A 20,054-nucleotide genomic window follows, 5' to 3' on the forward strand; every position below is an offset into this window, starting at 1 on the left:
CACCGGTAGAATTCACAATGCCTTCAAACAAAGCCAATTTTTTTTTGACAATCCTTCCCTACTTAACCCTCTCTTTCCTATTCTTTTGTTCTCCCACGGGGGAAGGAATCGACCAAAAAGTTGCACAAGTTCCGAACCCCAAAGAACTTAGAAACAGTTGGGTAGAAGACAGTGCCGGAGTTTTGACAGACACAACTGTCATCGACCAGATGATCAATGCCGAAGAACAAAATTCCGGTTTAGAAATTGCCGTTGTCACTCTTCCCACCATTGAAAGTTATGTGCCAAAAGACTTTGCCGTCGCTTTATTTAATTATTGGAAAATTGGGAAAAAAGGGAAAGACAACGGAATTCTAATTTTACATGTGATCGACCAGCGTCGTGTGGAAATTGAAACTGGATATGGCTTGGAAGGTGACCTTCCTGATGTCACTATCAAACGAATTATCGATACCTATACAATCCCAGCATTCAAAGCTGATAATTTTCAAAAAGGTCATGTTGATACAGTTGCAGCCCTAATTCAAAAATTAAACCATCCTGAGTTGGCGGTAGAGGATTTAGTTTCGAATACAACGACTACCGACTATGTTTCAAATTCCAGTGCCTATCCATCAAATAGTGATACACCAAATGAATCCCAAAGAACGGATGTATATGATTACCAAGGGAAATCATATGCACAACTAACTGACGATGAAAAACGAATTTTAGAAGATACTGTTGATCGATACAATACCACAAGTAATTTCTTTTTAAACGATGAAGAATCTAGACTTTTAAACGAAAAATTTTCGGAACAAGAAAGAATTGAAAAAGAAGAATCATTTCGTTATAAACAATTTTTTATTTTAGGGTACCTAACGCTCTTTATAATTTTAAATTTACTCCAAAGACTCATTGTTTGGATAACACCTTCCCCCACTGCCAAATACCATATAGTTCACAAAACCGATTTTGTTTTGTTTTATGGCTTAGTGATTAGTCCTGTCATCATAACGATCACTCTTCTTTCTTTGGTTTTAGAAGATGCACTATTTCCGGTATCTATCTTTCTAATCATAGGTAGTATTGTCATATTTTTTATATTCTGGGGTGACTTACGAATGCGTAAGCTCATGGGCCGATTACAAACCATTCGCAACATCCCCAGAAAATGCGAAAAATGTGGATCTATCATGACCAAACTTTCCGAAGAAGCAGATAACAAACATTTATCGGAAGGACAGGTTTCTGAAGAAATTGTCAACTCTATTGATTATGATGTTTGGATTTGTTCTAGTTGCCACTCACACTTCATATATAAATTTCGCAATATAAATCCAGAGTATATATTCAAAGGTACCTCTTTTCCTAAAATCAAAGTTTGCCCTGAATGTAAATTTGAAACCTTTGTTTGTAAATCAAGCCGTGTTTTATCAGAAGCAACTTACAGCAGTTCGGGGAAAGTAGAAGTAAGACGAACTTGCGCCCATTGTAAACATAGTCTTACCGAATACGAAACCATTCCTAAAAAACAAAAAAGTAGTTCTGGTGGTTCTTCCGGTGGCGGAGGTGGCGGTGGTAGTTTTGGAGGAGGTTCTTCTGGCGGTGGAGGAAGTGGAGGAAGTTACTAAGGGGAAACCAATTCAAACATTCTTTGAAAACCTGGACAGGCAGAATCTAAATATAGTATTTATCCCTACTTAAAAATTCTTCTTTTCCGGGTCTCTCCTTACACATTCCCCTATTCCAAATTGTTACCGATTTAGAAGATGGCTTTATGTACAATTTGTATTCCCTAAGAAACAAACGTCCGCTTGTTTCCACTAAACATAAATTTTACGTTTTGATTGTGTTTCTTTTGTTTGGCTCTTCGATTACGGCCGATGAAAATGTGGCACCTGCTAGCATTCACGATAAAAAAGGAAATTGGAATATCCAATGGGGTTATAATAGAGATTATTATACTCAAAGTGATATTAACTTTCGGGGACCCGGTTACAATTACAGTTTAAAGTCAGTCGATGCCAGGGATAAACCAGAGTCTTTTAAAGCTGATGTTTATCTAAATCCAACCAAATTTGAGATCCCACAGTACAATTTAAAATTCAGTTATTTTTTTACTGATCGATTCTTTTTATCCTTTGGCGAAGATCACATGAAATATGTGGTAACTCAAGGCCAACCGGTTAAATATTCAGGTTATATTGATCCCGGTGTCATCGCAAAAAACCAGATGGCCTTATCCACAGAAGCTGCCCTTTTTATTTACCTGTTCCCAAATCATGTTCAGGAAATGGCAGGTTATCATGGAGGAGACCAAACCATCGCACTAACTCCCGATATATTAAAGTACGAACATACCGATGGATTAAATTACTTATTTTTAGATTTTGGATGGATCACTCCCCTTTATACTTCGGCCGATGGATTGAGTGGTATTAGTTTAGTATCCTCCATTGGTGGTGGTCCTGTGGTATGTCGTAGTGACGTACGCGTGTTAGGTAAAGGACAAAACAACAACTTCCATCTTTCTGGTTATGGTGTTTCGGGATATGTTGCAACTCGTTATGAATTTTCACGCACTTACTTTCTTGAATTCGGTGGAAAAGGTGGGTATATAGATCTCACCGATGTTTTGACCAGTGGGGGTTCCAACCGTGCTTCTCAAAATTTTGGATTTTTAGAACTGATTCTCTCTGGCGGAATTGCGATTTAGAATTTTTGATTTAATGGATTGATTTTGTTTAAGCTAAAATTTACGTAGATTCATGAATGAATCCATTATTTTTGAAATCTCTGTCCAATCGTTTAAAAGAGGACTTGGAAATTTAATTAAAATTTTAGAAAAAGCAGAAATCCATTCGGAAACAAAAAAGTTTCCTTTTGAGAATTTACTGAATGCAAGACTATTCCCAGACCAATTCCCATTAACTAAACAAATCCAAATTGCCTGTGATACTGCCAAACTTTGTGTGGCACGTATTACAGCAAAAGATGCGCCCGTTCATGAAGATTCAGAAACAACTTTAGCGGAACTAAAAACTCGAATTGGTTCTGTGATCCAATATTTAGAAACCTATAAGGCAGAAGATTTTAAATCTGTTTCCGAAATCAAAGTATCCCAACCAAGATGGGAAGGAAAATATTTGACTGGTTTTGAATATCTTACCCATCACGCAATCCCAAACTTTTACTTCCACATAACAACTGCCTATGCGATCCTTAGACACAATGGAGTTGAAATTGGCAAAAAAGATTATTTGGGTGAGATGCCATTTAAGAAATAAATGATATTTCTTTTTAAGAATTCTATGGGCTCTAATACAATGAGCCCTTTTGAATTAAATTAGAATTGCCACCTGTAACAGAACACAATTGTTTCCGTAAACTTCTTACTATGACCTTAGCCCTGGTGGAATCATATCAATTCCGTTTCTCCATCTTTTCAACATAGTTGACATATTTTTCATAATTGAGAGAGTTGTCAATATTATGAAAAAACAAATAACTTTAATTTTTCGGTGTAAAAGTGTTAAATTAAATTTCGTGTTATTGCTTCAAAAATCTACACCTAAACTTTTAATCGGATTTTTCTATTTATTCATTAGCTCCTGTTCCTTTCATAATACTTATATCGCAGATCATTTGATTAAAAAACAAATCGTCAAAAATACTTCCGAACACAGCGAAAGAAATTGGCTTTCCGACGGAAAAATTCATCTCATCACGATTGGAACAGGTTCTCCTCGAGCGGATGAAAAAAGAATGCAAACTTCAACTGCAATCATCACCGATGGAAATTTTTTGATTTTTGATGCAGGATCAGGCACTTCCATTGCTGCCGAAAGACAACATCTGCCTATGGATCAGATGAATGCAATTTTTATAACACATTTTCATTCCGATCATATTGCCGATGTCCCGATGATGGTCAATAGTAGTTGGAGATTAGGAAGGAAACACAATCTCCCTGTTTTAGGTCCAGAAGGAACGATTAAAGTTGTAGATGGTATCAATCAATTTATGTCCTTTGATGCAACATATCGCCATAAAAATGGAGATGGAAACTCTTCAATTTCATTTGCAAAAGCAATCGGAAAAGAAATTCCAACCCCTAACGAGAAAGTAAAATCATTGTTATTCGAAGGTTTAAATGGATTAAAAGTATATTGTTTTACCGTATCACATTCTCCAGTCGAACCTGCGTTTGGTTATTTGATCCAACACAAGGGGAAATCAATTGTTATCAGTGGTGATACAAGAAAAAGTGAAAATCTTGAATACTTCTCAGAAAATGCCGACATCCTTGTTCACGAGGCTATAAATAAACAAATTTTAAAAAAATTTCTAGAAGTCACAGTCCAATATCCAGATGATACTTCGATGCAAATTGCAGCTACAACGGCAGTCCGTGTTATGGATTATCATTCCTCTCCGTTAGATGCAGCTGAGATAGCTCAGAAAGCAAATGTCAAAACATTAGTTTATACCCATATCACTCCTACACTCGGACCTTTTCTTGCAAGAACCTTCATTACTGTTCCAATGTTTCTAGAAGGAGTTTCTAATGTTTACAAAGGTGAAGTGATTATAGCGGATGATGGATTCCATTATGAACTGAACACACGCTAATTTAGCAAATGGCTTAACAATCGTGAAAAACTTTACTAACGAAAATAAAAACAGTTTCAAGATTAAAACATTATTACTATTAATAGTGTTTTCCGCAAGACCTACAATGCCGGAAAATTTACAATTTTTAGAAACCAAATCAAAATTAGAAATTGCATCCAATATTTCTTCTTTTGCCTATCGAGACTCAGCTCGGTGGGAAGAATTAGAAGATCTTTTCCAAAAAGATGCAACGATCTCTATCAGTTGGTTTGATGGAGCGGCGAAAAGTTTTGTAGAAAAATCTCGCCTAATGGTAGATAGTGGAACTCCACCAACAAAACATTGGATCTCCTCTCCTAGGATCACCCTTTGTGGAAACCGTGCCTTGAGTGAAGCAGATGTGATGATTATGGTTCGAAGTAATACGGGGCCAATCGAACTGGATGTAACTTCTTACACACGGTTTTATGATCAATTTGAACTGGATGAAGATGGTCGCTGGCGTATCCACAAAAGAATTGGTATTTATGAAAAGGATCGATTCGATCCTGTAGGCCCCTCCTTTCTATTTTGGGCTGCTTATTTATTTATTCCCCTCAGCAAATATCCAAAAGAACTACGCCATCTGGCTTTTGGATTAGAGCGAAATGGTCTTTCTCTCGTACCAAATGTAATCACGTCTGGAAGTGCAAACGAAAAAATCTTAAAACAAAATGCTTGGGAATGGAGTGGATGTGAAAAATTTCCAAACGCAAAACAACCATGAAGTGAACAGGTTACACAACTTTTACTCTTGGAATCAACTTAGCGAACAATCTTGGAAAGTATTTATGTAGAAAAATGGCAAATTTTTCTTTTGGACGAGCAATGACTACTTCCAACCTTCCACTTTCAATCGCCGATATGATTTGTTTTGCGCACACGCGAGAATCGATCCCTTCTTGAATTCCAGGGTCAACCTTTCCATGTTTAGAACCATCTCCAGAATATGCATTTTCCGAAATATTGGTTTTAATGAATCCAGGATATACTAAAGTAATTTTTATATTATGATTTGTATTTTCTGCGCGAAGGGCTTCATAAAAACCAGTCAGCGCAAATTTTGAAGAGGAATATCCAGTACGATAAGGAACACCAAATTTTCCAGCAATGCTTGCGATACTAACAATATGACCTTTATTCTGTTTTCTAAAATAAGGTAACAAAGCCAGTGAAAGAGAGATATTACCAAAGAAATTGATATTCATAAGCGATTGGTATGTTGACAAACTAGTCTCATGAGCTAACGAACGTTGGCTGATTCCACCATTATTGATTAACACATCGATACTTCCAAATTTTTGCAGTATTAATTCTGGAAATTCTACTAACGTAGTATATTTTTCTAAATCTAGAGGTAAAATTAAACAATTCTCGTCTGACAATCCTGATTGGCTTTTTACTCTCTCCAATTCCGTTTTACGACGGGCAGAAAGTACAAGTTTAACACCTGTTTCCTTTAATTCTTGCACTAAAGCCTCTCCGATACCAGAAGAAGCCCCCGTAATCCAAACAACTTTTCCATTCCAAAACATATTTTTATGATCCAACAATAATTTCATTTTTCTTGGACTACCTTTAATATTTGGTCTCCCAAATCAATTCGACGGTCCGCAGTTCTTATGGAAGAACGAATGGTATCACCAGGCTGCAAGTATTCAGTTCGTTTTAATTGGCCTTTTATAAAAAGTTCCCATTTCCTTTTTTCCGAAAGTAAGGCAGCGATTTTCTGTACCAGTTTTCCTGGGGCTCTTAGGGCACAACCAGAAGGTGTGCCTGTTAATAAAACATCACCTGGCATTATATCGCAAAATTGAGATAACTCTTGGATGGTTTCTTCAGGTTTATAAACCAAACCAGCAATAGAATCGTGTTGGCGTATGCGATCATTGACAAGTAAGGTAAGTTCTAAATTTTCTAATAATGAAACATCTCCTTCTTCTAATACTGCTAGTATTGGACCTGCGGGAAGAAAACTACGGTATGATTTTCCTTTGTACCACTGCATCTGAGGGAGTTGGATATCTCGAGCAGATATGTCATTGGCCATAAACAAAGCAGAAACATAGTCACTTAGTTTGAATGAATTACTTTCCAGCGATTGATTGATTGGCTTTCCAAATACCAACCCAAGTTCAATCTCATAATCAAGTAACCTAACATGATTTGGTCGAATCACTTCACCGACTGGAGGAGACAAAGAAGCATCTGATTTTGTGAAAAACAAATTATATTTTTTTTCTTTTGGATTTAGTCCTGACTCTATCAAATGTTGTTCGTAGTTTGCTCCTTGACAAATGATTTGGCATGGCGCTGTAATCGGGGAAAGAAGAGATACTTCTTCTAAAGATAATTTGGAAGACTCCGAAATTTTTGGTTTGGTTTTTACAAATTCCAAAAATTCTTTAGTATTCAAATCACCAGCCAACAGAGGAAACAATTTTCCATTTTCCCATTTAGCCCAATCAATCTTTTTCTCTTTTTCAAAACGTATATAATTTGTAGCCATATCATCTTCCTTCTTGTTAATACTGAATCCATTTTCTCGGTGAGATTTTCATCGTTTTTTTAAGCGAAATTAAATTACCAATTTTAATGTTCCGACCGCTGAATTTTCCTTTTATGAGAGAATAAATTTTGTCCAAAGTTAACTTTGAGTCTAAAAAATTTTCTGGCATATCCTGTCCCCATTGGTATAAACTTTTACGATTCACCAAATGGTAACTAACAGGAATTGTGTTATCAAACTTATCACCATCAGAGTAATGTTCAACGAGCATACCTGCAGGATCTCTATGGTAATCAAAAATTTGACTCCCTAAAAGATGCCTCCCGATACCCCATGCTGGTTTCCAACCCTTCTCCAATAACCATTCTCTTCCTTTTGCTACTTCATCTAAATCTTCTAATTCAAATGCACAATGTTCCAATCGATCATCAGGACCATTTGCAATAACTATCGTATGATGATCTGTTAGCTGATTTCCTAAATCACAACGTAAAAACACAATGACTGGTTCTTTAGAATCAGGAAGAATTTGAATATCTGATGGTATCAAGCCAAAAGTGTCGCAATACCATTGCGCATTTTTAAAAAATTCCTGTTTAAGTAAAACGGCATGTCCCAATCGCAAAATCTTGGCGGCTCCCCTATCGAAAGGACTCGGTTGATTGATTCTATCTGTTTGATTTGGTGTATTCCATTGTTTTCGTTTCCTGTTTATTTTTGGTAATGGAATTTGAAAATTCGAGTTCAAAACTGCATCAACAGAAAGACCAGATGGATCAGGTATATTTATTGTAGGATAAAAATTTGAACTAGCAAACCTACCATTTTCCAAATACACTGCACCCTTCAAATCCTTTAGCTTCGCAAGTTCTTCGTTAGATGAAATATACATTCCAAGGCCAAGTAAAACATCCTCATGATGTTTTTCAATTGACCAACAAGGCCATTCGGTGTTCAATCCATGAAACAAGATTCTATTTTCAGTTTGTTCTAATAAACTTAAACCAAAATCAAGATAATATTGAGTGGCCATTTTTAAATTCTTTCTACCAAGTCGAATGTAAGCAATGTCCCGAGCTTTACTCAATGGATTTTTTGCTTTTACTGGGCATGGTGATTTGGAACTGTTTTTTGTCATACATTCGTCTCTAAATAAATTTTATAAAACTCAAGGATCGTTTGGTTTGTATTTTCTTTGCTAAAAACAGCGGCAACAATTCGATCAGGGCGTAAAATGACGAACCGATCCAATCCACCAAAAGCAGAGAAAAAAGCAGAGGTTATATCTTCGGCACTGGGTAAATAAGATCCTTGTTGATAAAAACTTTGTTGGTTTGAAAAAAATAGCGTTTTACCTCCCATTTGTTCCCAAAGGGATTTAGTGTATTCATCCAAAACACTCAAAGGATGTGTGCCATATCCTATTATATAAAGCGACTGTCCAAACAAATCATCTGATAATATGAAAGTTCCGTTTGGCAACTTAACTGGCGCTTGAGGAAAAATTGATCCCACTTTAATTTTTGTTTTTGTAAGTTTTTTGTTTTTTATAAACAGTCCATGTTTGAATGAATTTTCTGGTCTAATCCTTAAATCAAAAATAAACTGCTTCAGAGGTGTATAATATAATAATTTAAATATAGTGTCACGAATAATTGCCTTGATTTTACTTCTAGTCATTATGATAGAACCAAGTAACACTGCTAATCGAATTGTTTTTTTTGCATGCGGTCTTCTTTCTGTGTGATAACTAGAAAGTATTTTAGAAGCTGCAGTTTTATTGATAACAGCTGACAACTTCCATGAAAGATTTATACTGTCCCTGATTCCACTTACAAGACCTTGGCCTGCAAAAGGAGGAGTGAGATGAGCAGCATCCCCTAACAAAAATATTTTACCTTTACCCATCCAATCCACAGTTTTTGCCTGAAATCGGTAAACTGCGATTCTTTCTACATCCATTTGGGAAACATCACCCCAAGGTTTCATTAATTCACGAACCTTATCGGGTTTTTCCATTTCTTCTTTTGTTTCACCTTCATGTAGTAGAAACTCCCATCTCTCTGAACCATTTGGTCCCGGCACATGGGCCACCGGACGTTTGGGATCACAAATAAACTCTACTTTATTTAACAGATTGGGAAGTTTGGTAATGTCCAATATCAGCCAATCTTCTTTGTATGAAGATCCTAACATGGACCAACCTTGATTTTCTCTAACTGTGCTACGGGCTCCATCACAACCTAACAGAAAACCTGTGGTAATTTTACAAGCAACCCCTTGACATTTTACATTCACTATAATATTGGATTCTGATTCAATATGAGAAATATATGTACACTCTGACCATAAGCGAACGTGAGAAAATCGTTTTAAACCATTTCTCAGGATCCTCTCTAACTCCGGCTGATAAATGGATACTAAACGCGGATGGCAATCCAAAGAGCCTAAGGAATTAACTTTAGCAAATCGCCCTCCAAAGGGAGATATGAGTTCAATTCCGGAAATCGATGGCATTGATGCTGCGATCTCTTCCCCAAATCCTGCTGCTTGCAAAACCCTCAAAGCGTCTTGGTCTAAAGATATGGCCCTGGGTATTTCTAAAATCCTTGGATTCTGATCGATTAAGAGCACAGGAATTCCCTGAAGACCTAAAAGATTGGCTGTGAGTACGCCTACAGGACCTGCACCAACGATCACTACATTGGGTGTATTCAGATTTTTATTTTCTACCGACCGTTCCATAAATGTAGAATCCTTCTTTTTTGAGAGTATTCTCATTTATGGATAAAATGTCAATATTTTAAAATGTGTAAAACCGGATGAATTGGTAGGAAGTCACCTAGTTTTCCCTTGGGAAACAATACTGCGAAGAATGGACCATATTGGATTTTAAGACTGGGAATTGATGGTAGGAGATAAGAAACAACTCAAATCGTATACAAAATCAATGGAAACGATCTAGTTACATTTAAATGATTAGAAATTAAATATCAGAAATTAGGAATTTGAATTCCAAACTTTTTCATGGGCACGAGTGACTATGTTCTTAGCGTTCGTATGTGTTAGACCAAAGGCTCTCAATACTAAAACAATCATATCTACATCGTGGGTTTTATAATTTGCTCTCCCTTCTAGAATATTACGGATTCCATAATGAATTGCACCAACAAACAATGCCAAGGCGGAATCTTGGGAATCAATTGTAAATTTCCCAGAAGCCACAGCTTTTTTCAAATCACGTAGAGGATAGGCTCTAAGGATCTCACTCATTCTTGGTGCCACAGATGCCACTCGAATGAGAGCCCAAGCCCAATCGGAATCGTTTCTGGCTTTTTTTAAAAAATGGACAGCACCAAATGCCAAACGTTCTACTTCATTTTGTATGTCGACCATGAGAATGTCAGCTTCGGCTGCTACTTGTTCTGCTAACATCAGAGCCGAGGCATCTAATAATTCTTCTTTAGTTTTAAAATAATTATAAATGGTACCGTTTGCAACTTCTGCTTCTACAGCTACTTCGGCAATGGAAGTTTCTCCTGCATCTTTCAAGGCAAACAATCGTAACGCTGCATTCATAATTTGCGCCCGTGTTCTTTCTTTTTTGGGAAGCAAAGTTTTTTTGGATTTTAAAACAGCCACAAACTCTATCAATTTTGAACAACGTTTGCTTAACAACTACAATTTTGAGAGATGACTCAGTTTTTAAAAAATCGATACGGGTAAACATAGAATCACCGAAGACATTCGTTTTAGTCTACCAGCAATGGATGCGAGGATTTGATCTGACAATTCTTTAGTCCCTCGATTCTCAGCAGGAAAATTATTTACAGAGGATTAAAATGAGTTTCATTGGGATTAAGTCTGATGTTACCAACGGTTTTTGAATACAAACCTCGACTTCAACTCACACCTTATGTGGAAAGTTATCTCCTCATCCAATGTGAGGAAAGTTTTAGTAAATCTATCATTCCGCACCATTCATTTGTTTTGACCATCAAACTCAAAGGAAATCATCACTACCAAATCCATTCGGATTCTAGAAGTTTGCCGATTGTTTCTTTGTCGGGTTTACGCAAAACAGTAAAACATAATACACTTTCGAAAGGAACGGAAATTTTGATTGTTAAGTTCCAACCTTGGGGTGCTTTTTCTTTTTTCAATATGTCGATGAATGAACTGAATGAAGTTGGGACTTCTGGATATGATTTATGGAATCAATCATATTTAAATGAGATGTATGCTCGATTGTTGGAAACAAAGGATAATCATTCCAAAATAGATCATGTTGAGAATTTTTTATTAAAAATGATCAAAAAACAAACCATTGATAAACGTATTTTAGAAGCAATTTCACAAATGAATCTGTCACAAGGGAAAATCAAAATCAATGAGATTGCTTCTATTGTGAATTTGAGTATTGATACTTTTGAAAAAAATTTTCGAGAAATTATAGGAGGCACACCTAAACAATTTTCATCTATCATACGAATGAATTCTGCAATTCGAGCAATTCCAACATACAATTCTTTCACAAGACTTGCTTATGATTTTGGATATTTTGACCAATCCCATTTCATAAAAGAATTCAAATCGTTCACAGGCAAAACACCCACACAATTTTTGACTTAAAAAATCAATCCACCCTGATTTTTTACAATCTCTCCTTTCAAAAATCCGCTATAAAGATTCAATACTTATCTACCAAAGGAAGATTGTTTATGTTACAAATATTTTTAAGTTTAAATTGGATTGCTATAGGATTGGCATTCCTAGTCTATTTTTTTCTAGGTTATGTTTGGTTTACCATTTTATTTGAAAAACCATATAGAATATCTCTCGGAAAGGAAAATGAAACGCCTGCGCCGTTAACAGCAATATTTATCATTGGGCCCGGAATTTGTACTCTATTCAATTTAGTCACTACTGCCGTTTTGTTCTACGCTTTGCAAATCAACGAAATGGCCGAAGCGCTCCGATGGGGATCTTTGATTGGCATTGGATACTTGTCAGCCAATACCTTTACTATTGCGATCAATCCGAACATTCCTAGGCCCATTCTATATGGTATCATTTCCAGTGCCTATCACTTCGTAGGAATCAATATCGCTGCTATGATTTTGGTTCAAATTTTTTAATAATTTCTGAATGATTTAGTGAGCTACGGGGAAGTTCCTACCTTCCTTTTCCATACTTGTCAAATCATTTAGCCTTTGCTTATGAGGTCTCACCATGCATGGGTGAGGCGGGAGCGAGACCACAAACCGGAGTGAGCCCAGTCGGATTTAGAAAAAAACAAAAAAGCCGCTGTCCTTTCGGAGGAGCGGCTTTGATCCAAACCAACGAACCAACTTACCTACGTAAGTCGGTATTCATTGTATTTTTCTGACTTAACTCTTACGCTACTGGACCGTATTGGCTGTAATCAAATTCTTTAGAACCAGTAAGGTATTTTTTGTAGTTCTCAATGAATTGTTTTGCAAGGTCAGTTGCTGTTTTGTCATATTCTTCTTTGTTTTCCCAAGCGTTACGTGGGTTGAGGATATGAGCATCCACACCATTAACTGATTTAGGGAAAGAAACTTGGAATACTGGGTGTTTTTCGAACTCGGATTTTTCAATGTTTCCGTTGAGGATTTCATTGATGATTTGGCGAGTTGCAGGAAGGTTCATACGTTTTCCGACTCCATACTTTCCACCAACAAGACCTGTGTTGATTAGGTATGCATTTACTTGGTGTTTTTTCATTTTTTCACCGAGTAACTTTGCGTAGTATGTTGGGTGAAGAGTCATAAACGCCTGACCAAAACAAGCTGAGAAAGTTGCTTGTGGTTCTTTCACACCGCGCTCTGTTCCCGCAACCTTAGCTGTGTAACCAGAAAGGAAGTGATACATTGCTTGTTCGATAGAAAGTTTAGAAACCGCAGGAAGAACACCATAAGCATCATAAGTAAGAAAGATCACAGTGTTAGGGTGACCTGCTTTCGATCCTGGTTGGATGTTATCGATGTGAAAAATTGGGTAAGAAACTCTTGTGTTTTCTGTTTTTGCAGCAGAAGAGTAATCTACCTTTTTTGTAGCCGCATCAAATACTACGTTTTCTAGAAGAGCATCACGACGGATGGCTGCATAGATTTCTGGTTCTGTTTTTGGATCCAAATTGATGGTTTTTGCATAACATCCACCTTCAATGTTGAAAATTCCATTATCGTCCCAACCATGTTCATCATCACCTATGAGTTTGCGGTGTGGGTCAGTGGAAAGAGTGGTTTTTCCTGTTCCGGATAATCCAAAGAAAAGAGCGCTATCTCCATCCTTACCAACGTTAGCGGAACAGTGCATTGTGAGCACGTTTTTGAGCGGCAGGTAGTAGTTCATGACAGAGAAAATCCCTTTTTTCATTTCTCCACCGTATTCGGTTCCGCCGATGATACAGATTTTTTTTGCTAAGTGGAAGATCACAAACACTTCAGAATTGAGGCCGTGTTCTTTGTATTTTGCGTTTTTGTAACCAGAAGCGTTGATGATAGTAAATTCTGGATTTAGTTTTTCTAGTTCTTCTTTTGTTGGGCGGAGGAACATATTGGTGCAAAAATGGTGTTGCCAAGCTCTTTCCGTAACCACACGGAGGGAGATACGTGTGTCATCGTTAGTTCCTGCATGACCATCAAAAACATAAAGTTTTTTGTTATCTAGGAATTTGGTTACTTCTGTGTATAATTCATTGAAAATAGCTTCAGAAACCTTTGTGTTGACCGGTCCCCACCAAATGTTGTTTGTGGAAGAAGGTTCATCGACAAAGTATTTGTCTTTAGGGGAGCGACCCGTAAAAATCCCGGTATCTACCATCATCGTTCCGTTATCAGAAGTTACGCCTTCTTTGTTGTTCAATTCGTGCTGGTAAATTTCTTCGTATGATAAGTTATGGAAGACTTCAGACGGTTTAAGGCCTAATTCAGCAAGGCCGCGCAGATTAGTAGATACTGACATGGATCTCTCCTCGATTTCACTTTGTGTTTTTCTAGCTTCTTACTTTGCGAGTCGGTGTCAATAACAGAAAATGAAGATTCTCCACGCATCCGCAGAATATTTTCCATACATTAAAATGGGAGGGCTTGCCGACATGCTCTCCTCTCTCACCAAAGAACAAGCAGAGACAGAAGAAGTTTATGTCGCATTGCCACGGATCGCAAAGATGGGGAAGGAACCTAAATGGACTGGCAAAGAGTTTCCCGCCCTCCTCCCAAGAGATACCAAAACCGATTCCCTAATCGTTTCCGTACTGAAAAACTCTAGATTTTTGGAAGCAGAAGAGTCTCAGGTCAAATTGTACTTTTTTGAATCAGATTTATTCCAATCCTTAAACTCAATTTATGGACACGAAGAAGAACATTTTCGATTTGCCATGTTCTCTTATGCATGTTATGCGCTAAGCCAAATCTTAAAAGTAGATATTTTTCATGCCCATGATTGGCATACAGCCTTGTCACTTGCCTTACAAAAAGATTCAGCTTTCCCCATCCCTTCGGTTTTTACTGTCCACAATTTGGCTTACCAAGGAGACCACCCCTATTGGATGACCGGGTTTTTAAAAGAAGATCCCTTTCGCCTCATCACAAGTCCCTTTGACCATGACGAAAAGTGTAACTATATGAAAGCAGGGATTCTATCAGCTTCCCAAATCACAACGGTGAGTCCCGGTTACAGAGAAGAAACCTTGTCAGAACCAAATGGATTTGGGCTTAGTTATTGTTTAAATCAAAGATCTTCCGATTATTCTGGAATTTTAAACGGAATCGATACGGATGAATGGAATCCAGAAAAAGACAAAAGAATTTTTAAATCTTATACCGAAAAAAACTGGAAAGAAGGAAAATTAAAAAACAAAGAAAACTTATATCAGGAAATAGGAAGACCTTTTTTGCCATTAGATGTACCATTGATTGGCTTAATTGGAAGACTTACCTACCAAAAAGGTTTTCCTACATTTCTACAAGCCTTTCTAGATAGACAGCATCTACCGCACCGTTATGTGGTGCTTGGTTCAGGTGATTTGGAATTGGAAAAGGCTTTCTATAATCTCTCAGACAAATTTCCTGACTTATTTTATTTTTATAGAGGATATAACGAAAGTTTGGCTCACAAAATTGAAGCCGCTAGCGATTTTTTTCTTATGCCTTCTTTGTTTGAACCATGTGGACTTAACCAAATGTATAGTCATACCTATGGAACGATACCCATTGTATCTCGTGTTGGTGGTTTACGAGATACTGTCGAAGAATCTAGTTTATTAAAATTCAAAACCGGAATTGTTTTTGAACCAGGTGATGCAGGTTCGCTAGGTTATGCCTTAGAACGTGCCAAAGACTTATATCATTCCGAAGACCATGCTGTTGTAGTGAAAAACATTATGAGTTTGGATTGGAGTTGGAAAAAAAGAAAATTAGAATATGATTTTGTTTATCAAAAAGCGATTGATCTAAAAATATAAAGTATTTCTCATTCCATCGGAAATTTTTCTGACTCATCCATAAATAACAAATTCACTTTAAGATCATTGTCTTAATTTTCATAAGTTATGGCGCCTCGAACTCGTTAGTTGCCGTAATTCCAACCTAGCAACGACCGCGCTTTACGCTCCAATCTTTCGCCTCTGGGAAAGGATTTCCGCTACAATCGCTGGCGCATAATTTCATTTCTCTCGCTCATCTAAAATCAAATATTAGGACTCGTACGAATCTAATAAGTCAATTTTTTATTCCTTCCATCCCACAAAAGGCTTGTGAAATTATGTATTTCTATTTCTTTAAGAAATCAAAATTTATTATCTAATTCTATTCTTTCTCTTTTTTAGATGATAGAATGAAACCGAAAGGGAAATATGTCGATATTCAAATTTCATAAGAAAGTTCCAACTATTAAAATCTTATTACTAACACTTTTATTTTCTCTATTTCCTCTTAACAACTGCAAACTGGAACTAAACAATCCAAGTGATCCAAGATCAAAGAGTTTTTTTGAAACCGCACTTTGGAATTTCTTTCTAAATTCATTATGTAATCCAAATACAAGCGGATATTTTCAATTTGGAAGTGGAAATACTTTAATCATACCCTTATCTCTCAAAGTATTAAATAGTGGGAATACAGTTGTTACTGCAATATCGGGAGAACCACTTTTTTGGAATGGGCGTACCAGTGGAGTTAACGGAAGCCATCAAAATTCGGCATTAAATGCAGTTGTTTTCGTCATAGACAAAAGTTTTTCAAGAATATTATGGCTGGATTATATTGGTGAAATGAGTTATGGAATTGATGATTGGCCTTTACCAGAAACTATTTCGGTTGATGAATTTTCCAACGGAGATTTGGCAGTATATGCTTTGGTAAATGGTGCAGGAAGATCAAATGTAACCAATGCAAAAACAACTACTAATGCATTCTACCTTGCTCGGCTGAAACAACATTCTGGAGAAATTGTTTGGCAAGGTTATTTGAATAAAGACAACTCAAGACTTGGAACAAAAACTTATGCGATGTCCATCATTAACTTTGATCAAATTGCCCTCTTATTCCAAGGAATTTCTGAAGCTTCAACTCCAACCCAAGACAATATAGGACTAGGATATCCTGGTCTTCCGTATCCAATCTATGGCTCAAATGCAACAACGGTTAGCCAAAAGGAACTAGGAATTGCAGTGGTTGATGGTAATGGAAATGGCCTGATTCAAAGTTTTTTGCCTAATACTGGATCTGCAACAGAAGCAGTTCTATTCAAATCAGATGGAAACAAAATTTTACTTGCTGGAAGTACATCAAACAATTTTGTCTCAACTTCAGGTCACCCGAAAGTGAATGAAAGCAGAGTTTTTTATGGAGTTATAAACTCGGGATTAACTTGGGATGCATTGAGTTATTATGGACCAACAATTACAGCTGGTACTTTCAATTTACAAAAAGCGTTATTTGCTAACAATGAAGTTTTTTTAATTGGGAAAACTGGTGAACCGTATTCTACACCTAACACCATTTACCCTTTCCAAGGAACATCAGGTCGCAGAAATTACCAAATATTGAAACCGGACAAAAGAAATACTGGTTTAATCTGGGGTCAATTTTTAGGAGCCAGTGCCTACAATGTGCCAGAGGTATTACCGGGAAATTTAGCATACAATAGTGGAAGGCAAGAAATTGTTGGGAATCTATTGGCAATAGACAATGGCAATGTATTTACAGGTATATCTTCTGATATCACTTTAGGCAATTTTCAGTATCCACTGGCTCAAGCAAGATTGAAAATCAATCCTTCTAATGGCGGATTCAATCAACTACAATACTATGATGCCACCTCAGACAGTAGTGGTAATAATGGAAAGTTTCTCACCAATCAAGTGGACGCATGTGCGGGAAGAATGGTGACAATTCATTCCAAATTTGGTGCCATTGCAAACTTTAGTACCGCTAGAAATTTTGAAATCTCAACAATGCCTGCAAGTGCAGAACCATAAAAGAACCTTCCAGGACTATCTAGACAAACAAAGAACCAGAATTTTTTTTATGACAAAACTGAGATTCAAATTAGTGGTTTATTCAGAAAAATAGAGAATTTTTTTCATTTTTTCCTTCCCATTTTGTCACAAACGAGAAAATCAATTGTCCCAAGAAGAAAACAATTCTTTAGGAGAATTATATGAAACTTTTTTCTCTCATCTTGACTGGCTTTGTAGCTGTAGAACATGTGTTCATTTTGGTCTTGGAAATGTTCCTTTGGAAAACTGAATTTGGTATGAAAGTGTTCCAACTAACACCAGAAACCGCAGAAATCACAGCAAAGTTAGCAAAAAACCAAGGCCTCTATAATGGATTTTTAGCAGCGGGACTTTTTTGGGCACTGATTTTAATCAAAGACCAAAAACAAAAATTCCAAACCATTTTATTTTTTCTCATTTGCGTTGTGGTAGCAGGTATTTACGGATCAGCAACTGCTAAGTTTTCGATTTTGTTTTCACAAGGATTACCAGCTTTTCTTGCTCTTGTAGTTCATTACGTAGCCAACAAAAAATAATGATCGATGATCCGCATCTTCCTTTATTAGAAAATTCCCTGTCGGGTAAAACCAATGCTTTGGAGGAATTGATTCATATTTTCCAACCCAAAGTATTTTCTCTGGCTTTGAAATTTTTATGGAACCCTGAAGATGCGGAAGACGCAACACAAGAAATTTTAGTGAAAGTAATTACCAACTTAGGAGGTTTTCGAAAAGAAAGCAAACTATCAACTTGGATTTATAAAATCGCCAGCAATCATTTAATCAATTTACAAAAATCAAAAATGGAAAGAAGAAAGGTACATCTTAGAGTGATTCGTGAAGAACTACATCGAACTCAATCGCCATACGATCCAAATTCCCACATTCCAAGTCATCTCGAAGAGAAAGAATCTGCACCAAAAGTTTCCGAACTTGTTTTACATGTACAAGTTGCTTGCACCTATGCAATGTTACAAGGTCTTACTAGACCTTACAGAATGGCTTACCTTCTAGGTGAGGTTTTCCAAACATCCAGTGAAGAAGGCGCATCTGTGATGGGTATACGGCAAGAAACCTTTCGACAAAGGTTGTTTAGAGCAAGAAAACAGATGGAAACATTTCTTGGAAAAGAATGCAGTTTAACCCATGCAAACAATCCATGCCAATGTACCAATCGAATCAAATATGCTACGAAGGCGGGAAGGATTAAAACCTATCTCAAACTTTCTGAACAAATGAAACTAGATGGGAGGTGGAAAGAAATAAAACCTATGATGGCAGATACTTCCAAAATTCGTAAAGCAGCCGAAGTATTTCGTAATCACCCAGAATTTTTGCCAAAAAAAAACCAATTGGAAAGTATCAGAACTTTGTTACACAACTCGTTTCCACTCACGACTCGGTGAACTTCCAAAAATACGTTTATAAGCTTTGGAAAAAGAAAAAGCCGACGCATAACCTACATTTTGTGCAATTTCTTCAAGGCCCATATTCCCTTTCTGAAACAATTGTTTAGCCTTTTCCATTCTAAGTTTTGCCAAATATTCCATCGGTGGAATTCCGAGAACATCCTTAAATTTGTTAGCAAGGTTGGCACGAGACACACCTGTTTCTTTTGCTAAAGATTCAATCGTCCAATCTTTACTATATCCATTGTGTAACTTTTCCAATGCATATAATACTAATGAGTCATGAAATGCTTTTACCCAACCCACTTGTGATGTTACATTTTGGTTCAACCACATGCGCAACATATAATATAACAAAATATCTGTTAACCTTTGTAAAATTAAATCTGTGCCCAAATTTAACTCCAATTCGCGAGACAGAATTTGAATAATATCTCCTAATGCATGGTGAGCTTGTATAGTTTCGAATGGAATGTGAATAAAATCGGGAATTTCCAGAAAAAATGGATGTGTTGGTCCAGGAGGCACTTCATAACGAATCGAAACAAATGTAGTAACAGGATTTTCTTTTTTAAGACGTATCTCTTTATCACTTAAAAATCGTTCAACAGTTACCACTTTTGCTTTAGGATCCGATAAAAGTTCGTGATTGATTCCTCGGGTGATAAATATTAAATCACCTTTGTGCAAAGGAATTGTAGTATTACCCATCCTCGCATAACAGCTGCCTTGTGTCACCACATGAAAGCCTCCACTCCTTTCACAAGGAAAGTGGAATCCAAAACTATCGTAAATTTGCCCTTTGGAAAGGAGGTCATTTTTCCAACCGGCAGAGGCGAGAATATCAGAAAGTAGATCCATAACCCTTTTTCTTTCCAATTTCACCAAATGTCTACAAGTTTATACGATTGGATATATTTTTAATATTATTTGACATAGACAGTCCAGAATATTCGTAGTATTCTAGATTT

18 protein-coding genes are annotated in these 20,054 nt (G+C 36.7%); 11 read left to right on the plus strand and 7 right to left on the minus strand.

Annotated elements, in window-relative coordinates; all coding sequences use genetic code 11:
* Positions 1-17: 17 nt before the first annotated feature.
* The 5 genes from EHQ31_RS11540 (at position 18) to EHQ31_RS11560 (ending at position 5,365) form a co-directional block, all read left to right on the plus strand.
* Positions 18-1,616 carry a TPM domain-containing protein gene (locus tag EHQ31_RS11540; RefSeq protein ID WP_135573572.1) on the plus strand — a complete coding sequence of 533 codons (1,599 nt, stop codon included), beginning with the start codon at positions 18-20 and terminating at the stop codon, positions 1,614-1,616.
* Positions 1,617-1,762: 146 nt separating this feature from the next.
* Positions 1,763-2,701 (plus strand): hypothetical protein, encoded by a 939-nt coding sequence (locus EHQ31_RS11545; protein WP_135573570.1) that lies wholly within the window; start codon positions 1,763-1,765, stop codon positions 2,699-2,701.
* A gap of 64 nt (positions 2,702-2,765) precedes the next feature.
* Entirely contained in the window at positions 2,766-3,272 is a 507-nt protein-coding gene (locus tag EHQ31_RS11550) for a DUF1993 domain-containing protein (protein WP_420844115.1), read from the plus strand.
* Positions 3,273-3,477: 205 nt separating this feature from the next.
* Positions 3,478-4,617 (plus strand): MBL fold metallo-hydrolase, encoded by a 1,140-nt coding sequence (locus tag EHQ31_RS11555; RefSeq protein WP_135573567.1) that lies wholly within the window; start codon positions 3,478-3,480, stop codon positions 4,615-4,617.
* Between the two features lie 106 nt (positions 4,618-4,723).
* Positions 4,724-5,365 carry a nuclear transport factor 2 family protein gene (locus EHQ31_RS11560; RefSeq protein WP_135573565.1) on the plus strand — a complete coding sequence of 214 codons (642 nt, stop codon included), beginning with the start codon at positions 4,724-4,726 and terminating at the stop codon, positions 5,363-5,365.
* A 10-nt stretch (positions 5,366-5,375) separates the two neighbouring features.
* On the opposite strand, the gene EHQ31_RS11565 is transcribed toward EHQ31_RS11560, so the two are convergent.
* The 5 genes from EHQ31_RS11565 to EHQ31_RS11585 form a co-directional block, all read right to left on the minus strand.
* Positions 5,376-6,200, minus strand: a complete 825-nt coding sequence (locus tag EHQ31_RS11565) for an SDR family oxidoreductase (protein WP_135573563.1) — start codon at positions 6,198-6,200, stop codon at positions 5,376-5,378.
* The gene (locus tag EHQ31_RS11570; protein WP_135573561.1) at positions 6,197-7,147 is read right to left on the minus strand and encodes a fumarylacetoacetate hydrolase family protein; all 951 of its coding nucleotides are present in this window, start codon (positions 7,145-7,147) and stop codon (positions 6,197-6,199) included. Before EHQ31_RS11570 ends, EHQ31_RS11565 begins: the two co-directional genes overlap by 4 nt.
* 16 nt (positions 7,148-7,163) lie before the next feature.
* Complete coding sequence (locus EHQ31_RS11575; RefSeq protein ID WP_135573559.1) at positions 7,164-8,285, minus strand: VOC family protein; 1,122 nt, start codon at positions 8,283-8,285, stop codon at positions 7,164-7,166.
* Positions 8,282-9,892: an FAD-dependent monooxygenase gene (locus EHQ31_RS11580; protein ID WP_135573557.1), complete on the minus strand. Its 1,611-nt coding sequence runs from the start codon at positions 9,890-9,892 to the stop codon at positions 8,282-8,284. Before EHQ31_RS11580 ends, EHQ31_RS11575 begins: the two co-directional genes overlap by 4 nt.
* A 255-nt stretch (positions 9,893-10,147) precedes the next feature.
* Positions 10,148-10,789 (minus strand): TetR/AcrR family transcriptional regulator, encoded by a 642-nt coding sequence (locus tag EHQ31_RS11585; RefSeq protein WP_244247360.1) that lies wholly within the window; start codon positions 10,787-10,789, stop codon positions 10,148-10,150.
* 225 nt (positions 10,790-11,014) lie between these two features.
* Here EHQ31_RS11585 and EHQ31_RS11590 point away from each other — a divergent pair, with 225 nt between their 5' ends.
* Together EHQ31_RS11590 and EHQ31_RS11595 are read left to right on the plus strand one after the other, a co-directional pair.
* Complete coding sequence (locus EHQ31_RS11590; RefSeq protein WP_135573555.1) at positions 11,015-11,779, plus strand: helix-turn-helix transcriptional regulator; 765 nt, start codon at positions 11,015-11,017, stop codon at positions 11,777-11,779.
* 89 nt (positions 11,780-11,868) lie between these two features.
* Positions 11,869-12,285: a DUF1761 domain-containing protein gene (locus EHQ31_RS11595; protein ID WP_135573553.1), complete on the plus strand. Its 417-nt coding sequence runs from the start codon at positions 11,869-11,871 to the stop codon at positions 12,283-12,285.
* A gap of 259 nt (positions 12,286-12,544) precedes the next feature.
* Here EHQ31_RS11595 and pckA read toward each other — a convergent pair whose 3' ends face one another.
* On the minus strand, positions 12,545-14,137 hold the full coding sequence (gene pckA / locus EHQ31_RS11600) for a phosphoenolpyruvate carboxykinase (ATP) (RefSeq protein WP_135573551.1): 1,593 nt from the start codon (positions 14,135-14,137) through the stop codon (positions 12,545-12,547).
* A 70-nt stretch (positions 14,138-14,207) separates the two neighbouring features.
* Here pckA and EHQ31_RS11605 point away from each other — a divergent pair, with 70 nt between their 5' ends.
* The 4 genes from EHQ31_RS11605 (at position 14,208) to EHQ31_RS11620 (ending at position 19,080) form a co-directional block, all read left to right on the plus strand.
* Positions 14,208-15,638 carry a glycogen/starch synthase gene (locus EHQ31_RS11605; protein ID WP_135573549.1) on the plus strand — a complete coding sequence of 477 codons (1,431 nt, stop codon included), beginning with the start codon at positions 14,208-14,210 and terminating at the stop codon, positions 15,636-15,638.
* A 390-nt stretch (positions 15,639-16,028) separates the two neighbouring features.
* Complete coding sequence (locus tag EHQ31_RS11610) at positions 16,029-17,654, plus strand: hypothetical protein (RefSeq protein WP_135573547.1); 1,626 nt, start codon at positions 16,029-16,031, stop codon at positions 17,652-17,654.
* A 182-nt stretch (positions 17,655-17,836) separates the two neighbouring features.
* On the plus strand, positions 17,837-18,211 hold the full coding sequence (locus tag EHQ31_RS11615) for a DUF1304 domain-containing protein (protein WP_135573545.1): 375 nt from the start codon (positions 17,837-17,839) through the stop codon (positions 18,209-18,211).
* Positions 18,211-19,080 carry an RNA polymerase sigma factor gene (locus EHQ31_RS11620; RefSeq protein WP_135573543.1) on the plus strand — a complete coding sequence of 290 codons (870 nt, stop codon included), beginning with the start codon at positions 18,211-18,213 and terminating at the stop codon, positions 19,078-19,080. Before EHQ31_RS11615 ends, EHQ31_RS11620 begins: the two co-directional genes overlap by 1 nt.
* Here EHQ31_RS11620 and EHQ31_RS11625 read toward each other — a convergent pair.
* Positions 19,048-19,944, minus strand: coding sequence for an AraC family transcriptional regulator (locus EHQ31_RS11625; protein ID WP_135573541.1), 897 nt, complete (start codon positions 19,942-19,944; stop codon positions 19,048-19,050). The two genes, EHQ31_RS11620 and EHQ31_RS11625, sit on opposite strands and share 33 nt — an antisense overlap.
* Positions 19,945-20,054 lie beyond the last annotated feature (110 nt).

It is taken from the genome of Leptospira montravelensis (assembly GCF_004770045.1).
GTDB classification, from domain to species: domain Bacteria; phylum Spirochaetota; class Leptospiria; order Leptospirales; family Leptospiraceae; genus Leptospira_A; species Leptospira_A montravelensis.

Excerpts from the sequence above, each read along its gene's own strand:
- EHQ31_RS11565 (WP_135573563.1), bottom strand. The coding sequence starts at position 6,200 with ATGAAATTATTGTTGGATCATAAAAATATGTTTTGGAATGGAAAAGTT.
- EHQ31_RS11615 (WP_135573545.1), top strand. The coding sequence starts at position 17,837 with ATGAAACTTTTTTCTCTCATCTTGACTGGCTTTGTAGCTGTAGAACAT.
- EHQ31_RS11625 (WP_135573541.1), bottom strand. The coding sequence starts at position 19,944 with ATGGATCTACTTTCTGATATTCTCGCCTCTGCCGGTTGGAAAAATGAC.
- EHQ31_RS11610 (WP_135573547.1), top strand. The coding sequence starts at position 16,029 with ATGTCGATATTCAAATTTCATAAGAAAGTTCCAACTATTAAAATCTTA.
- EHQ31_RS11595 (WP_135573553.1), top strand. The coding sequence starts at position 11,869 with ATGTTACAAATATTTTTAAGTTTAAATTGGATTGCTATAGGATTGGCA.
- EHQ31_RS11540 (WP_135573572.1), top strand. The coding sequence starts at position 18 with ATGCCTTCAAACAAAGCCAATTTTTTTTTGACAATCCTTCCCTACTTA.
- EHQ31_RS11560 (WP_135573565.1), top strand. The coding sequence starts at position 4,724 with ATGCCGGAAAATTTACAATTTTTAGAAACCAAATCAAAATTAGAAATT.
- EHQ31_RS11605 (WP_135573549.1), top strand. The coding sequence starts at position 14,208 with ATGAAGATTCTCCACGCATCCGCAGAATATTTTCCATACATTAAAATG.
- EHQ31_RS11575 (WP_135573559.1), bottom strand. The coding sequence starts at position 8,285 with ATGACAAAAAACAGTTCCAAATCACCATGCCCAGTAAAAGCAAAAAAT.
- EHQ31_RS11545 (WP_135573570.1), top strand. The coding sequence starts at position 1,763 with ATGTACAATTTGTATTCCCTAAGAAACAAACGTCCGCTTGTTTCCACT.
- EHQ31_RS11580 (WP_135573557.1), bottom strand. The coding sequence starts at position 9,892 with ATGGAACGGTCGGTAGAAAATAAAAATCTGAATACACCCAATGTAGTG.
- EHQ31_RS11590 (WP_135573555.1), top strand. The coding sequence starts at position 11,015 with ATGTTACCAACGGTTTTTGAATACAAACCTCGACTTCAACTCACACCT.
- EHQ31_RS11555 (WP_135573567.1), top strand. The coding sequence starts at position 3,478 with ATGAAAAAACAAATAACTTTAATTTTTCGGTGTAAAAGTGTTAAATTA.
- EHQ31_RS11620 (WP_135573543.1), top strand. The coding sequence starts at position 18,211 with ATGATCGATGATCCGCATCTTCCTTTATTAGAAAATTCCCTGTCGGGT.
- EHQ31_RS11570 (WP_135573561.1), bottom strand. The coding sequence starts at position 7,147 with ATGGCTACAAATTATATACGTTTTGAAAAAGAGAAAAAGATTGATTGG.
- pckA (WP_135573551.1), bottom strand. The coding sequence starts at position 14,137 with ATGTCAGTATCTACTAATCTGCGCGGCCTTGCTGAATTAGGCCTTAAA.